The sequence below is a fragment of the Arthrobacter sp. Rue61a genome, from assembly GCF_000294695.2.
Classification (GTDB): domain Bacteria; phylum Actinomycetota; class Actinomycetes; order Actinomycetales; family Micrococcaceae; genus Arthrobacter; species Arthrobacter aurescens_A.
Genome location: NC_018531.1, coordinates 1,677,204 through 1,692,815 on the forward strand (window position 1 = coordinate 1,677,204; position 15,612 = coordinate 1,692,815).

Here is a 15,612-nt window from a genome sequence, read left to right on the forward strand (position 1 = left end):
CTTACTCCGGGGCGGTCCTTCCGGTGCCCGGTTTCAGAATCCATCCTAGGGAGGTTGGGGCCTCCGGTGTCGAACGCCTAGCGGCGTCCGTGCGTCGAAGCGACGGGGCAGTCGAAGCCGCGGCCTGCGGCCAAGCCCACGTCATTCAGGTACCGGACCACGATCCCGTAAGACTGCATGAGCGTGGTTTCGGTGTAGGCGATGGAGTGTTTGCTGCAGAACTCGCGCACAATTTTTGTGGCCTTGTACAAATGGGGGCGAGCCATGTCAGGGAACAGGTGGTGTTCCACCTGCCGGTTCAGCCCACCCAGGAGGAAGTCCATAAAGATGCCGCCGGAGATATTGCGCGAGGTCAGGATCTGGCGGTTGAGGAAGTCCACGCGGCTGTCCTTGGGAAGGACGGGCATGCCTTTGTGGTTCGGGGCGAACGAGGCCCCCATGTAAAAGCCGTAGACCATGATCTGCACACCCAGGAAGGCGAACGCCATGCCGATGGGCAGGAATGTGAATGCCAGAACCGGGAGGGCGGCCAGCCTTGTGACCAGGATGGGCGTCTCTACCCAGCGGTGGCGTACTTTCTGCTTGCCGAAGACGAAGCGAAGGGAGTCAAACTGCAGGCTCAAGCCGAGGAGCGTCAGGAGCGGGAAGAAGAACCAGCCCTGCTTCTTGGTGAGGAAAGCGAGGCGGCCCTTACGTTCGGCTGCGGCGTCTTCGTAGAAGACCAAGGCGTTGTTCCGGATGTCCGGGTCCTTGGAAATGACGTTGGGGTGGTTGTGGTGGGCTCCGTGCTTCTGCTCCCACCAGGAGTAGCTGATGCCGGCGACGCCGGTGGCCAGGAGACGGGCGGACCAGTCATTGGCGCGGCGTGAGGCGAAGATCTGCTTGTGGCCGGCCTCGTGGGCCAGGAAGCTCAACTGCGTGCAGAGGATACCCACGGCAGCGGCGATCAACAGCTGGTACCAGGATTCACCGATCAAGGCGAACCCCAACCAGGTGCCTGCCATAAGGAGCACTAAGGCAACGAAGACCCAGATGTAAAAGCCGCTACGGCGTTCGAGGAGTCCTTCGGCTTTGACGCTCTTGAGGAGCTCGGAGTAGCTCTGGACGACGGGGTTGGGTTGAATTGCGCGAGCTTTGGGGCGCTCAGCGGTGGACGTGGGTGACATAAATGTGCCCCGTATCGCTAACGGGCAACGCTGCAGCCGACGTTCGGACTGCACGGTCTGGATCACCCTTCACTAAGCATACGGGTAATCTCCAAAATAATGAGACTGCTCACAACTGCATGCATAAATATCGGACAGCATGAATATTCTTGCTGTACAGTGTAGGTATGACTATTTCTGTTGCCGTCTCCGGTGCCAGCGGCTACGCCGGGGGAGAAGTGCTGCGCTTGCTGGCTGGCCATCCGAACGTCACCATCGGTGCCATCACCGCTCACAGCAACGCCGGTTCCAGACTAGGGGAGTTGCAGCCGCATCTCCACGGTTTGGCCAGTCGGATTCTGGAAGACACCACAGTGGAGAACCTTTCCGGGCATGACGTCGTGTTCCTGGCTCTGCCGCACGGTGCCTCTGCCGAGATCGCTGCACAGTTGCCTGAAGGGACGGTAGTGATCGACGCCGGTGCTGACCACCGCTTGCAGGACGCCGCAGCGTGGGAAAGGTTCTACGGCTCCGCTCACGCGGGCACTTGGCCGTATGGCCTCCCTGAGCTCCCCGGTCAACGCGAAGCCCTCAAAGGCGCTACCCGCATCGCCGTTCCCGGGTGCTACCCGACGTCCGCCCTGCTGGCCTTGACGCCCGGTTTCGCCAACAATCTCCTCTTGACGGACGACGTCGTGATTGTCTCCGCCTCGGGGACCTCAGGCGCCGGAAAGGCAGCCAAGGTCAACCTGATCGGCGCCGAGGTCATGGGTTCCATGAGCCCCTACGGTGTTGGCGGCGGACATCGGCACACCCCGGAGATCGAACAGGGACTGTCCAATGCGGCCGGTGAGCCGGTGACGGTTTCGTTCACGCCCACGCTGGTTCCGATGAGTCGCGGCATCCTCACCACGGCAACGGCCAAGGTTGGCCACGGCGTTTCCTACGCGGAGCTTCGCCAAGCCTGGGCAGACGCTTACGACGACGAACCGTTCGTGCACCTCCTTCCCGAAGGCCAGTGGCCCACCACCAAGTCCGTTCAGGGCTCCAATCATGCGGTGATGCAGTTGGCCTTCGACGCCCACACTGGCCGCGTGATCGTGACGTGCGCTATCGACAACCTCACCAAGGGGACCGCCGGTGGAGCCGTGCAGTCCATGAACATTGCCCTCGGCCTGGACGAAACCGCCGGCCTGAACCTGCAGGGAGTTGCACCGTGACCATTACCGCCCCCAAGGGATTCCGCGCCGCAGGCATCAAAGCCGGCATCAAGGCCTCGGGCAAACCGGACCTTGCTCTGGTAGTCAACGACGGCCCGCAAAAGTCCGCCGCCGCGGTCTTCACCTCCAACCGTGTGGCTGCTGCGCCGGTTCATTGGTCACGCCAGGTGGTCAGCGACGGACGTGTGGATGCCGTGGTCCTGAACTCCGGTGGAGCCAACGCCTGCACCGGTCCCCAGGGCTTCCAGAACACCCACGCCACCGCCGAGAAAGTGGCAGAGGTGCTGGGAATCTCAGCTTCCGACGTCGTCGTGTGCTCAACCGGCCTGATCGGTGAGCAGCTGCCCATGGACAAGATTCTGCCCGGCGTGGACGCTGCCTTCCGTGAACTGTCGGAGGATGGCGGCTCCGCCGCAGCCACGGCGATCATGACCACGGACAGTGTGTCCAAGGAAGCCGTCTTCACCGGCACCGACGCCGAGGGCAAGCAGTTCACTGTCGGCGGCATTGCCAAGGGTGCCGGCATGTTGGCTCCGGGCCTCGCCACGATGCTGGTGGTCCTCACTACCGACGCCGAGGTTCCTGCTGATGAACTCGACGTCGTCCTGCGGGATGCCACGCGCGTCACCTTTGACCGGGCAGACTCGGACGGCTGCATGTCCACCAACGACACCGTGGTTCTGCTGGCATCCGGGGCGTCCGAGGCGTTGCCATCCGCCGAGCAGTTGAGCGAAGCGGTCACCCAGGTCTGCGCCGAACTGGCCCGCAAGCTCATCGGTGACGCCGAAGGCGCCAGCCACGACATCGCCATCCGGACGTTCAACGCTGCCAGCGAACGCGATGCCGAAATCGTTAGCCGCAGCGTTGCCCGCTCCAACCTGTTCAAAGCCGCCATCTTCGGCAAGGACCCTAACTGGGGCCGTGTGCTCTCGGCCGTGGGAACGACTGACGCCGTCTTCGAGGCGGACCAGCTCAACGTGGCAATGAACGGTGTGCAGATCTGCCGCAACGGCGCAATCGGCGATGACCGCAACCTGGTGGACCTGGAGCCGCGCGAAGTGCTGGTCGAAATCGACCTGCAGGCCGGCGATGCCGAAGCCACCATTTGGACCAACGACCTCACGCACGATTACGTGCACGAGAACAGCGCATACTCGAGCTGAGCGGATGACTATGACTGCGCACACCCGCGAAACCACCTCCATGAGTGACGCCCAGGACAAGGCCGGCACCCTGATCGAGGCCCTTCCGTGGATCCAGCGTTTTGCCGGTACCACCATGGTGATCAAGTACGGCGGCAACGCTATGGTCAACGACGACCTTCGTCGTGCCTTCGCCGAGGACATTGTGTTCCTCCACCACGTTGGCATCCACCCCGTGGTGGTCCATGGCGGTGGCCCCCAGATCAACTCCATGCTGAGCCGCCTGGGCATCGAGTCCGAGTTCAAGGGCGGCTTGCGCGTCACCACCCCTGAAGCCATGGATGTGGTCCGCATGGTCCTCACGGGCCAGGTTGGACGCGAGCTTGTTGGCCTCATCAACTCCCACGGTCCCTACGCCGTGGGCATGTCAGGCGAAGATGGCGGACTATTGCGCGCCGTTCGTACGGGCACGGTTGTTGACGGCGAAGAGGTGGACCTCGGCCTGGTGGGCGAAGTGGTGGGTGTGGATCCCGCCGGCATCAAGGACATTCTCGACGCCGGCCGCATCCCGGTGATCTCAACGGTCGCCCCGGAAATTCTCGACGACGGCAACGGTTCCGGTCCCACCACCGGACAGGTCCTCAACGTCAACGCGGACACTGCAGCTGCAGCCGTCGCCTCCGCCCTGGGCGCCACCAAGCTTGTCATCCTGACCGACGTCGAAGGCCTGTACGCCAACTGGCCGGACAAATCCTCTCTGATTTCTTCCCTGACCGCATCGGAACTCCGGGACATGCTGCCTCGCTTAGAGTCCGGAATGATTCCAAAAATGGCCGCCTGCCTCAAGGCCATCGATGAAGGCGTGGAACGCGCGCACATCGTGGACGGCCGCTTGCCGCACTCGATGCTGCTGGAGACGTTCACGACCGCCGGTATCGGCACGCAAGTAGTACCCGACGAGGAAGTGAACGCATGAGCACCGAACTGAGCCATACCGCCATCGCTGCGGAGGCTGCCGCAACCACGCTCGTTTCCCAGAGCTCAGGCGCTGACTGGCTTGCCCGTTACTCGTCCTCGCTCATGGGCGTCTTCGGCACGCCGCAGCGTGTCCTGGTCCGTGGCGCCGGCTGCCTCGTGTGGGACGCCGACGGCAAGGAATACCTGGACCTGTTGGGCGGGATTGCCGTGAACGCGCTGGGCCATGCCCACCCCTTCGTCACGTCTGTCATCTCCAGCCAGCTGGCCACGCTGGGCCACGTCTCGAACTTCTTCACCAGCCCCACGCAGATCGCACTGGCCGAGAAGCTCCTGGCCATCAGCAATGCACCGGCAGGTTCCAAGGTCTTCTTTGCCAACTCCGGCACTGAGGCCAACGAGGCAGCGTTCAAGCTCGCCCGCCGGAACAACTCCGACGGGAAGCGGACCAAGATCGTTGCCCTCGAGGGGGCCTTCCACGGCCGCACCATGGGAGCCTTGGCGCTCACCGCTAAAGAGGCTTACCGTGCGCCGTTCGAACCACTGCCCGGTGGCGTGGTCCACCTTCCCTTCGGCGACATCGAAGCCCTGCGTGCCGCCGTCGACGATTCCACCGCAGCTGTCTTCCTGGAACCGATCCAAGGCGAAGCGGGTGTCCGGCCGCTCAGCGCCGAATACCTGCGGGCGGCCCGCGAGGTGACCACAGCTGCCGGTGCGCTGTTGATTCTTGACGAGGTCCAGACCGGTATTGGCCGCACAGGCAAGTGGTTGGCCAGCGAAGACGCCGGCATTGTTCCCGACGCCGTGACCCTCGCAAAGGGCCTCGGCGGCGGCTTCCCGGTGGGCGCCTTGGTTACCTTCGGAAGTACGACGTCGGCCCTGCTCAGCGCCGGGCAACACGGCACCACGTTCGGCGGGAATCCGGTGGCTACGGCCGCCGCGCTGGCCACGCTCCACGCGATCGAAAGCCAAGGTGTCCTGCAGAACGTGCTGACTGTCGGCGCCCACCTTCGTGAGGGACTGGCCGCCATCGAGGCCGTCACTGAAGTCCGTGGCGAGGGTCTGTTGATCGGCTTCGATGTGAACGCCGACATCGCACCCGCGATGGTGACCGCAGCTTTGGACGCCGGCTTCATCATCAACAGCCCGGGGCCGAGGACCATCCGCCTCGCGCCGCCGCTGATCCTGACCGTGGATCAAGCGAACCGTTTCCTGGACGCTCTACCCACCCTGATCGCTACGGCTACGGCCAACACCGCTAAGGACGCACAGTGACTACTACCAACACCACCCGTCACTTCCTCAAGGACACGGATCTGAGCCCTGCCGAGCAGGCTGAGGTTTTGGAACTCGCCGTCCGTATGAAGGCCGCGCCGTACAGCATGCAGCCCTTCGCCGCCGAGGGTAACGGCCGTAAGACAGTGGCAGTGATCTTTGACAAGACCTCCACCCGCACGCGTGTTTCCTTCGCCACCGGCATAGCGGACATGGGCGGCAACGCGCTGATCATCAACCCGGGTGAAGCCCAGATCGGCCACAAGGAATCCGTGGAGGACACGGCGAAGGTCCTGGAGCGCATGGTGTCCACCATCGTATGGCGGACAGGTGCGCACTCCGGCCTGGTTGCCATGGCGGCAAACTCCAAGGTCCCCGTCATCAATGCCCTGTGCGATGACTACCACCCCTGCCAGCTCCTGGCCGACCTCCTGGCCGTCAAGGAACACAAAGGCGAACTGGCTGGATTGAGCATGGCCTACCTGGGTGACGCCGCCAACAACATGGCCAACTCCTACTTGCTGGCCGGAGTTACTGCCGGAATGCATGTGCGCATTTCCGGCCCCGAAGGCTATCTTCCGGCACCTGAAATCGTGGCTGCCGCAGAGGAGCGTGCGGCCGAGACAGGCGGCTCGGTGCTCATCACCAGTGATGCAGCCGAAGCGCTCAAGGGCGCCGACGTCGTAGCAACGGACACGTGGGTTTCCATGGGCCAGGAAGCCGAAAAGGAAGCCCGGCTGCAGCTCTTCCGCGAGTACTCCGTGGACGAGGCCGCCATGGCGCAGGCCGCGCCGGACGCCGTTGTGCTTCACTGCCTTCCGGCCTACCGGGGTTACGAAATTTCCGCCGGAGTGATCGACGGGCCGCAGTCGATTGTCTGGGACGAGGCGGAGAACCGCCTGCACGCCCAGAAGGCGCTGATGGCCTGGCTAATGCACCGCTCCGGTCTCGCTTTCGTGGACGGTCTTTCTCCCGTCGAAGGAACCGGGGAGAGCACGTTCTAGTGTCCACCAACCCGTCCGTGCCGGGCGCCAGCCCAGCCACCAAGACTGCCCGCCAGGCGCGTATCACCGCGATTCTGACGGGTGAGTCCGTGCGTTCACAAGCAGAGCTTGCAGCCCTGCTGGCGGACGACGGCGTCCAGGTCACCCAGGCCACCCTGTCCCGCGACCTCGTGGAACTGGGCGCAGTCCGGGTCCGGGGCAAGGAAGGCGCACTTGTTTACGCTGTCCCGGGGGAGGGTGGGGACCGCAACGCCAAGAGCGGTGTTACCCAGGAAATCCTGGATGCGCGGCTGACCCGGCTTTGCGGCGAACTCCTGGTGACAGCGGAGGCATCGGGCAACATCGTGGTACTCCGCACCCCGCCGGGAGCAGCCAATTTCCTGGCCTTGGCAGTTGACCACTCGGTGATGCCGTCGGTATTGGGTACGATCGCAGGCGACGACACTTTGCTGCTGGTCGCACGGGATCCCGATGGCGGGGCAGAACTGGCAGCGCGTTTCCTGCGCATGGCCGAAGAAGCCGGGCCTGGCAACTAATTGATCTTTTTCAGCATTGATTCACACAGCATTGATTCGAATGAACCAAGCAACAATAAAGGAGCACTCTCGTGACTGAGCGCATTGTTCTGGCCTACTCCGGTGGCCTTGATACTTCCGTAGCCATCGGCTGGATCGGTGAAGCCACCGGCGCCGAGGTCATCGCTGTGGCCGTCGACGTCGGACAGGGCGGCGAGTCGCTGGAGACCATCCGCCAGCGCGCCCTCGGTTGCGGTGCTGTCGAAGCCTACGTTGCCGACGCCCGTGACGAGTTCGCCAACGAGTACGCCATGCCTACCCTGAAGGCCAACGCCCTCTACCAGGGCCACTATCCGCTGGTTTCCGCTATTTCCCGCCCGGTCATCGTGAAGCACCTCGTGAAGGCTGCCCGCGAATTCGGTGCCACCACCGTTGCCCACGGCTGCACCGGCAAGGGCAACGACCAGGTCCGTTTCGAAGTTGGCATCCAGACCCTCGGCCCGGACCTGAAGTGCATTGCACCGGTCCGCGACCTCGCGCTGACCCGCGACAAGGCCATCGCCTTCGCCGAGGAAAAGGGACTGCCGATCGAGACCACCAAGAAGAACCCGTACTCGATCGACCAGAACGTCTGGGGACGCGCCGTCGAAACCGGTTATCTCGAGGACATCTGGAACGCTCCCACCAAGGACATCTACGATTACACCGCCACCCCGGAATTCCCGCCGGCGCCGGATGAGGTCATCATCTCCTTCCAGGCCGGCGTTCCGGTCGCCATCGACGGCGTCAAGGTCACCCCGCTGCAGGCCATCCAGGAACTGAACCGCCGTGCAGGCGCGCAGGGCGTTGGCCGCATCGACGTCGTCGAGGACCGCCTCGTCGGCATCAAGTCCCGTGAAATCTACGAAGCCCCGGGTGCCATGGCGCTGATCACCGCCCACAAGCACCTCGAGGACATCACCATCGAGCGTGAGCAGGCCCGCTTCAAGGCAACTGTTGGCCAGCGCTGGGCCGAGCTGGTCTACGACGGACAGTGGTTCTCCCCGCTCAAGCGCTCCCTGGATGCCTTCATCGAGGACACCCAGCAGTACGTTTCCGGTGACATCCGTATGGTCCTCCACGGCGGCCAGGCAGTCGTCAACGGTCGTCGCTCCGAGACCTCGCTGTACGACTTCGACCTCGCTACCTACGACACCGGCGATACCTTCGACCAGTCCATGGCACGCGGCTTCATCGAACTGTGGGGCATGTCCTCCAAGGTTGCCTCGGGCCGCGACCTGCGCGTCGCAGGGCAGTGACACCGCAGCAGGGCCCCGGGACGCAGGGGTCCCCGGCCGAGCGTAGCGAGGTAGGGGAGCGTTCAGGGACAAATGAAGGTGCACTGTGGGGCGGCCGGTTCGCCGGCGGCCCGGCAGATGCGCTGGCTGCTCTGAGCAAGTCCACCCATTTTGACTGGCGGCTCGCCCGCTATGACATCGCCGGTTCCAAGGCCCACGCCCGCGTGTTGGCCAAGGCCGGTCTGTTGGACGACGCCGAGCTCGAAGGCATGCTTGCCGCCCTCACCCAGTTGGATGAGGACGTCGCCAGCGGCGCCTACCTCCCGGCTGAGAGCGACGAGGACGTGCACGGTTCGCTGGAGCGTGGCCTGATCGAGCGGGCTGGTACCCAGCTGGGCGGCAAGCTGCGTGCGGGCCGTTCCCGCAATGACCAGGTGGCCACGCTGGGCCGTATGTTCCTGCGTGACCACGCCCGCATCATCGCCCGCGGTGTCCTTGCCACCATCGATGCCCTTGTGGAGCAGGCCAAGGCCCACCACGGCGTAGCGATGCCTGGTCGGACGCATTTGCAGCACGCGCAGCCGGTGTTGCTGAGCCACCACCTGCTGGCCCACGCCTGGGCGCTGTTGCGCGATGTGCAGCGCCTCCAGGACTGGGACAAGCGTGCCGGTGTGTCGCCCTATGGTTCGGGTGCGCTGGCCGGTTCATCCCTGGGCCTGGACCCTGAGGCTGTCGCCGCTGATCTCGGCTTCTTCTCGGCCGTCCACAACTCGATTGATGGCACCGCCTCCCGCGATGTCTTCGCCGAGTTCGCCTGGGTATGCTCCATGATCGGCGTGGATCTGTCCCGGATTTCCGAGGAAGTCATCTTCTGGGCAACCAAGGAATTCTCCTTCGTGACACTGCATGACTCGTACTCCACAGGGTCCTCGATCATGCCGCAGAAGAAGAACCCGGACGTTGCCGAGCTCGCGCGCGGCAAGGCAGGACGCCTCATTGGCAACCTGACCGGACTGCTGGCGACGCTCAAGGGCCTGCCGCTCGCGTACAACCGCGATCTGCAAGAGGATAAAGAACCTGTCTTCGACGCCGCCGACACCTTGGAGCTGCTGCTTCCGGCCGTGTCCGGCATGATTGCCACGCTGAAGTTCAACACGGAGCGCATGGAAGCACTGGCTCCCCAAGGCTTCGCGTTGGCCACGGACATTGCTGAGTGGCTCGTCCGGCAGGGCGTTCCCTTCCGTGAAGCCCACGAGCTGTCCGGCGCTGCCGTCAAACAGGCCGAAGGCCGGGGCGTGGAGCTGTGGGACCTGACGGACGAGGAATACGCAGCAATCTCGGAGCACCTGACTCCCCAGGTTCGCAGCGTCCTGAGCACTGAGGGGTCGCTCAACAGCCGCAACTCTCAGGGCGGAACGGCACCAGCCGCCGTCGAACGCCAACTGGCTGCCCTTCAAGCGGAACTGGACGCAGCGCGTTCCTACGCCAGCTAGACCACTCGGGACGGCACGTCGCGGCCATGCCTTCGGGCAGGGCAACGCGAGGTGCCGTCCCGCAGTGCGTTAACATGGCGCTATGACTCAGATCACCCCTGAGACGTTGCCCGCAGAGCTTCACAAAGCCGCCGACACCGTCACCCGCCTCGTATCCAAGATGGACGAATCCTCCGTCGCGGAACCGTCAGAACTTCCAGGCTGGACCCGTGGCCACGTCCTGGCGCACCTTGCCGGAATTTCCAACGCCATGGCCCGGCAACTGGAGTACGCGCGCCGCGGCGAAACCGTGGAACTGTACCACGGCGGCATGGACGGCCGTACGAAGGCCATCGAACTGGCGGCAGGGCACAGCCTCGCCCGGCACACGGAATCGGTCACCGCCGCGCTGGGGTCCGCCATCGCCGCGTTCGACGCCTTGGGTCCGGACGATTGGCAAGCACGGATCGCCTACAGAGACGGAACAGTGCTCGACGGCGGTCTGGCGCTGTGGCGCGAACTCACCATCCACGCATCGGACCTGCGTTTGGGTTACGGGCCGGAGACTTGGAGCCGACCCTTCTGCGAGCACCTCATCACTTTCCTGGCCGCACGTGTGCCCGAGACCTACAAACTGGTCCTGCAACCCACAGGGCTGCCACAACTGAGCATCGGCACCGGAGGCACATCCATAGCAATTACCGGCATGCTGACGGACATCGCGGCCTGGCTGGCCGGCCGCGAACCGAGCCTTGGGAGCCTGCGGGCAACTGCAGCCGCTGACGGTGTGGAGCTCCCCGAATTGCTGCCGTGGCCCGCGGCCCAGCCCGCCGCCCGCTGAACCCCGGACGCTCTCTCACGTCCCTCGGGTTTGGGGCGGTCGCTCTCTCACGTCCCTCGGGTTTGGGGTGGTCGCTCTCTCACTTCCCGCGGGTTTGAGCTGGTCGCTCTCTCACTTCCCGCGGGCTTGGTCTTCACCGCTGCTGCCCGCCACAAGTGCATGGTGGCGTACGAACGCCACGGGCTGACCTCCCTGAAGTCTGCGCTGAGTCCCAACCCCACGGGCAGCGCCTTCACGCCGTTCCTTACTGCCGCGTCATTGGCCAGGAACACATCCGGGGCGCCCAGTACCCTCATGGCGACATAGCCCACCGTCCACGGTCCCACGCCAGGCATTGGGAGAAGCTTCCGGCCGAGGCTGGCGGGGTCGTCGCCGTAGCCGAAGTCCAGTTCCCCGCTGGCCATGGCCTCGGCGGCGGCCACGATGGAATCGATGCGGCGCTGTGGTCCTCGGAGTAAGGCACGCCCGTGTTCGGCGAGTTCTGCTGCTGTAGGAAATAGTCGATCAAGGTCTGGCGCAGCGCCATCGACGGCGGATCCGGCCGCAGACAACTGGCTAAGGGCAGTTCGGGCAGCAGCGACGGTGATCTGTTGTCCGATCATTGCCCGAATAAGCAGTTCCTGGGGCTCCACAGCCCCCGGCACGCGCATCCCCGGGAGTGCGGCCACGCTGGCCGTAAGCCTCGGATCCGGCGCCAGGGCGCCATCGACCGCTTGCGGATCGGCGTCCAGGTCGAACAGCCTGCGGACCCGGCTCAACAGTGCCGGGAGGTCGTGCAGGTCCACGGCCGTGGCTGTGAGTTGCAACGGTTTGCCGGGTGTTGAGGGGCTGTAGGCAACCGAAAAGGATGCGCTGCCTCGGGGGAGCCGGAGCGTGCGGGCATAGGTCCGGCTCCCGTCACTGTCAGTCGTTGCTCTTTCGATGCCCGGCACCGCGCGAACTGCCAGGAAGTCGAAAATGCCCGGATCGAAGGGTTCCCTGTAAGGAAGGTTCAGCGTCAGCGCCGCCGGGGCTGGCGTCGCTGCCCCGGAACCTTTGCGGGTGCTGGACTTCGCCCCGGTGGCCCGCACCGCCGTCGGGGTCATCGCGAAAACCTCGCCGATGGTGTCGTTGAATTGCCGCACGCTGTTGAACCCTGACGCGAACGCCACGTCGGCAAGGAGCATGTCGGTGGAAACCAGCAACGTCCTGGCGGTCTGCGCCCTGCTGGCCCGTGCCAGTGAGAGGGGGCCGGCGCCGAGTTCGTTGCTGAGGATGCGATTAAGCTGTCGAGCGGAGTACCCCAGCCGGGTCGCGAGGCCGTCGACGCCCTCGCGCGTGATGACGCCGTCGTTGATAAGCCTCATCGCTCGGCCGGCGATGTCGGAGCGGATGTTCCACGCGGGCGTCCCAGGGACAGCCTCGGGCAGGCATCGCTTGCAGGCGCGATACCCGGCCTCATGAGCCGCTGCGGAGGTTTCGTAGAAGGTGACGTTCTCAGCCTTGGGCGTACGCGCGGGGCACGACGGCCGGCAGTAGATGCCGGTGGAGCTGACGGCAGTGAAGAACTGACCGTCAAAGCGGGTGTCGCGCGCGTCGATCGCCCTGTAGCGCTGCCAGAAGTCCATTGCTTTATCCTGCCAGCCGTTCGAAGCAGTCGCTAGCGGAAATCGGACATGGCCGTTTGCTGCATTGTTGCTAGGGTCTGGTCATGAGTTACGTGCCAAACGAGGTCAGCAGCCCCGCCGACGTGCGCAAGTTCCTTGAGGGCGATCCCCGTGTCATCGCTCCGCTGATACTCGGTGCGGTACTGACCCACCACTCGGAAGCCGGTCCGGTCTCCGTCAGGCTCACCGAAGTTGAGTCCTACCTTGGGCCTCGCGACTCCGAGCACCCCGACCCCGGCTCCCACACCTTCGGCGGTCCTACCGCCCGGAATGCGCCCATGTTCGGGCCGCCCGGGTTCCTGTACGTCTACTTCACCTACGGCATGCACTACTGCGCCAACATTGTCTGCGGTCCCGATGGCGCTGCGTCAGCACTGCTCCTGCGTGCCGGTGAAATCGTCGAGGGGGAGGGTCTCGCCGCCCTTCGCCGGCCTGCATCCAAAGCGCACAAGGACCTGGCCAGCGGACCCGCCAGGCTCGCCTCCGCGCTGGGACTTACGACGGCGGACACTGGCCGTGACGCGCTCGCGGAACCGTTCAGTTTGTGGTTGCCCAGGACGCCGGCGCCTGCCGTTGCCAGCGGACCACGGGTGGGCGTAGCGGGTCCGGGCGGAAGCACTGAATACCCGTGGCGCTTCTGGATCGAGGACGATCCTACGGTGTCCCGGTACAAGGCAGCACGGCCGCGGAACCGGAGCGCCACCAACTGACTTCAGCGCTGGCGGCTTTGCGAACCTCGACTTTTGTGTGACGCAGTCCGCCGTATGACGCGTACCCCCCACGTTTACCAAAATCGCTGTAGAATGGTAGGTCTGTCTTTTGCGATAGGGGTTACGGTTCGATGCACGACGCTGATTTGGTCCATGAGCAGGAATATGTTGCCGGGCTGTATGCCCGGCTCGATGAGCTGCGCGCCGAAAAGCGCGCCCAGCTGGCGCAGGTGCGCAAGGCCGGTGCGGTGGGAACCATGCAGAACGTCTCAGAACGTGACGCGTTCGCGGCACTGTACGAAGACCGCCTGGCCCAGCTCGACGCCGTCGACGACCGCCTGGTCTTTGGCCGCCTGGACCTTGATTCCGGTGAGGCGCAGTACATTGGCCGCATCGGGCTGTCCACGGCCGATCTCCAGCGGCTGATGGTCGACTGGCGTGCTCCGGAAGCCGGCCACTTCTACCAAGCCACCGCGTTCGACCGTCAAGGCGTGCGCCGCCGCCGTCACCTGATCCTTCAGGGGCGCGACGTGAAAGCCATAGAAGACGACGTCCTGGATGCCGGGATGCTTGCGGACAACGACTCGCTCCAGGGCGAAGGCGCGCTGCTCGCTGCGCTGAATTCCAAGCGCACGGGCCGCATGTCGGACATCGTGGGCACCATCCAGTCCGAGCAGGACCGGATCATCCGTTCCTCCATTTCCGGCGCGCTGGTAGTCCAGGGCGGCCCCGGAACGGGCAAGACCGCCGTAGCCCTGCACCGTGCCGCCTACCTGTTGTACACGCACCGCGAGCGGCTCAAGAGCGCCGGTGTGCTGCTTGTCGGGCCGTCGTCGTCCTTCATGCACTACATCGAACGAGTGCTTCCGTCGCTCGGCGAGACCGGTGTGGTCATGGCCAGCCTCGGACGCCTCATGCCCGGCATTCACGCCATTCCCGAGGAAAATGCGGACGTCGCCGCCCTCAAGGGCAAGCTGGACATGGCCACCGTGGTGGCAAATGCCGTGGCAAACCGGCAACGGACGCCTGCTGAGGACCGTATCCTCGAAGTTGACTCGCGGAAGCTGACGCTGACGGTACGTCAGGTCCGCCGTGCCCGGGAAAAAGCCCGCGCAACAGGCAAGCCGCATAACGAAGCGCGGCTCACGTTCGTCAAGATCCTCCTGCGCGAGCTCACGGAGCAGTTGACGGACCTCGTAGAAGAGGGCAACATCGGCAACAACGCCGATCGCGCCTACTTGGCCGAAGACGTACGGTCGGCCCGCGACGTGCGCATCGCGCTCAACCTTTGCTGGATGCCGATGACGCCTGAGAAGCTCATTTCCGAGCTCTTCAGCAAGCCTGCCATCCTCGAAGCCTGCACGCCGCACCTGACACCCGCACAGCGTTCGCTGCTGCAGCGTCCGGTGGATGCGCCGTGGACGGAAGCAGATGTTCCGCTGCTGGATGAGGCTGCAGAATTGCTCGGTGAGCTGGACCCGGCCGCCGGCAGGGGACTGGCCCAACAGGAAGCCGACCGCGCACGCGACCTCGCCAACGCCAAGCAGACCCTCGCCAACATGGAAGCGATGGGCGTGGACGTCCTGGTGACCGCTGAAGAGCTCGCCGAACAGAACCAGGAACGCGAAGGACGGCTGACCGCTGCCGAACGCGCCACGAGCGACCGGTCATGGGCCTTCGGCCACATCGTGGTTGACGAGGCCCAGGAACTCTCGCCCATGCAGTGGCGGCTTCTGGTACGGCGTTGCCCGCTGAAGTCCTTCACCATCGTGGGTGATATCGCCCAAACGAGTGCAGCAGCCGGTGCCAATTCGTGGCAAAGCGCGCTGGCGCCGTCGTTCGGTGACCGCTGGACACTGGAAGAACTTACCGTCAACTACCGCACGCCGTCGCAGATCGCAGAAGCTGCTGTCCGCATGGCCAACCGCGCAGGTTTGGTTGTTTCGGCTCCGAAGGCCGTACGCGAAGGCAAGTGGTCACCCATTGTGGACCACGTGGAGGCGGACGGCATCGTGAAGCGCTTGGTTGAAGTCCTGCCGGAAGAAGTCGAAGCGATCGACGGCGGCCTGCTGGCTGTCATTGCCGACGGTCCCTTGCTGCCTCAGGCCACAGCCGCGTTGCGGGAAGTCTACGGGCGTCGCATCGGATCCGGGGCGGGCAGCTACCAGCAGGACATCGTGGTGATCAGCCCCAAGGAAGCCAAGGGACTGGAATTCGACGGTGTGGTGGTGCTGGAACCGGCTGCCATGTTGAATCACGAGCACGGCAAGGTGGGTGACCTCTACGTTGCCATGACCCGGGCCACCCAGCGTCTGCGCCTCATCGCAGCCGCACCGGTACCCGCCGGTATCGAACGGTAGGAAAAACGGACCCTGCAATCCTGCTAACTT

The 15,612-nt window shown here is 64.5% G+C and carries 13 protein-coding genes; 11 read left to right on the forward strand and 2 right to left on the reverse strand.

Translation table 11 applies throughout. The annotated features are described in order from the left end of the window. Positions 1-77 precede the first annotated feature (77 nt). The gene (locus tag ARUE_RS07720; protein ID WP_014921318.1) at positions 78-1,166 is read right to left on the reverse strand and encodes a fatty acid desaturase family protein; all 1,089 of its coding nucleotides are present in this window, start codon (positions 1,164-1,166) and stop codon (positions 78-80) included. A gap of 167 nt (positions 1,167-1,333) precedes the next feature. Between ARUE_RS07720 and argC the strand changes: the two genes are divergently transcribed. From argC to ARUE_RS07765, 9 genes are all read left to right on the forward strand, one after another. Then, positions 1,334-2,365 carry an N-acetyl-gamma-glutamyl-phosphate reductase gene (gene argC / locus ARUE_RS07725; protein WP_011774342.1) on the forward strand — a complete coding sequence of 344 codons (1,032 nt, stop codon included), beginning with the start codon at positions 1,334-1,336 and terminating at the stop codon, positions 2,363-2,365. Further along, positions 2,362-3,528 carry a bifunctional glutamate N-acetyltransferase/amino-acid acetyltransferase ArgJ gene (gene argJ, locus ARUE_RS07730; protein WP_011774343.1) on the forward strand — a complete coding sequence of 389 codons (1,167 nt, stop codon included), beginning with the start codon at positions 2,362-2,364 and terminating at the stop codon, positions 3,526-3,528. Before argC ends, argJ begins: the two co-directional genes overlap by 4 nt. Before the next feature lie 10 nt (positions 3,529-3,538). After that, entirely contained in the window at positions 3,539-4,483 is a 945-nt protein-coding gene (gene argB, locus ARUE_RS07735) for an acetylglutamate kinase (protein WP_043470013.1), read from the forward strand. After that, entirely contained in the window at positions 4,480-5,757 is a 1,278-nt protein-coding gene (locus ARUE_RS07740; RefSeq protein WP_014921319.1) for an acetylornithine transaminase, read from the forward strand. The genes argB and ARUE_RS07740 overlap by 4 nt, the downstream gene beginning before the upstream one ends. Beyond that, the gene (argF, locus tag ARUE_RS07745) at positions 5,754-6,761 is read left to right on the forward strand and encodes an ornithine carbamoyltransferase (RefSeq protein ID WP_014921320.1); all 1,008 of its coding nucleotides are present in this window, start codon (positions 5,754-5,756) and stop codon (positions 6,759-6,761) included. Before ARUE_RS07740 ends, argF begins: the two co-directional genes overlap by 4 nt. Then, positions 6,761-7,297, forward strand: coding sequence for an arginine repressor (locus ARUE_RS07750; protein ID WP_011774347.1), 537 nt, complete (start codon positions 6,761-6,763; stop codon positions 7,295-7,297). Before argF ends, ARUE_RS07750 begins: the two co-directional genes overlap by 1 nt. A 71-nt stretch (positions 7,298-7,368) precedes the next feature. Beyond that, positions 7,369-8,574, forward strand: a complete 1,206-nt coding sequence (locus tag ARUE_RS07755; protein ID WP_011774348.1) for an argininosuccinate synthase — start codon at positions 7,369-7,371, stop codon at positions 8,572-8,574. Next, positions 8,571-10,046, forward strand: a complete 1,476-nt coding sequence (gene argH / locus ARUE_RS07760; RefSeq protein ID WP_014921321.1) for an argininosuccinate lyase — start codon at positions 8,571-8,573, stop codon at positions 10,044-10,046. Before ARUE_RS07755 ends, argH begins: the two co-directional genes overlap by 4 nt. Positions 10,047-10,128: 82 nt before the next feature. Beyond that, the gene (locus tag ARUE_RS07765; protein ID WP_014921322.1) at positions 10,129-10,866 is read left to right on the forward strand and encodes a maleylpyruvate isomerase family mycothiol-dependent enzyme; all 738 of its coding nucleotides are present in this window, start codon (positions 10,129-10,131) and stop codon (positions 10,864-10,866) included. Between the two features lie 47 nt (positions 10,867-10,913). Here ARUE_RS07765 and ARUE_RS07770 read toward each other — a convergent pair whose 3' ends face one another. Further along, positions 10,914-12,473: an AlkA N-terminal domain-containing protein gene (locus tag ARUE_RS07770; RefSeq protein ID WP_014921323.1), complete on the reverse strand. Its 1,560-nt coding sequence runs from the start codon at positions 12,471-12,473 to the stop codon at positions 10,914-10,916. An 83-nt stretch (positions 12,474-12,556) separates the two neighbouring features. Here ARUE_RS07770 and ARUE_RS07775 point away from each other — a divergent pair, with 83 nt between their 5' ends. Both ARUE_RS07775 and ARUE_RS07780 read left to right on the forward strand, forming a co-directional pair. Beyond that, complete coding sequence (locus ARUE_RS07775; RefSeq protein WP_014921324.1) at positions 12,557-13,222, forward strand: DNA-3-methyladenine glycosylase; 666 nt, start codon at positions 12,557-12,559, stop codon at positions 13,220-13,222. A 131-nt stretch (positions 13,223-13,353) separates the two neighbouring features. After that, the gene (locus ARUE_RS07780; protein ID WP_011774353.1) at positions 13,354-15,582 is read left to right on the forward strand and encodes an ATP-binding domain-containing protein; all 2,229 of its coding nucleotides are present in this window, start codon (positions 13,354-13,356) and stop codon (positions 15,580-15,582) included. Positions 15,583-15,612 lie beyond the last annotated feature (30 nt).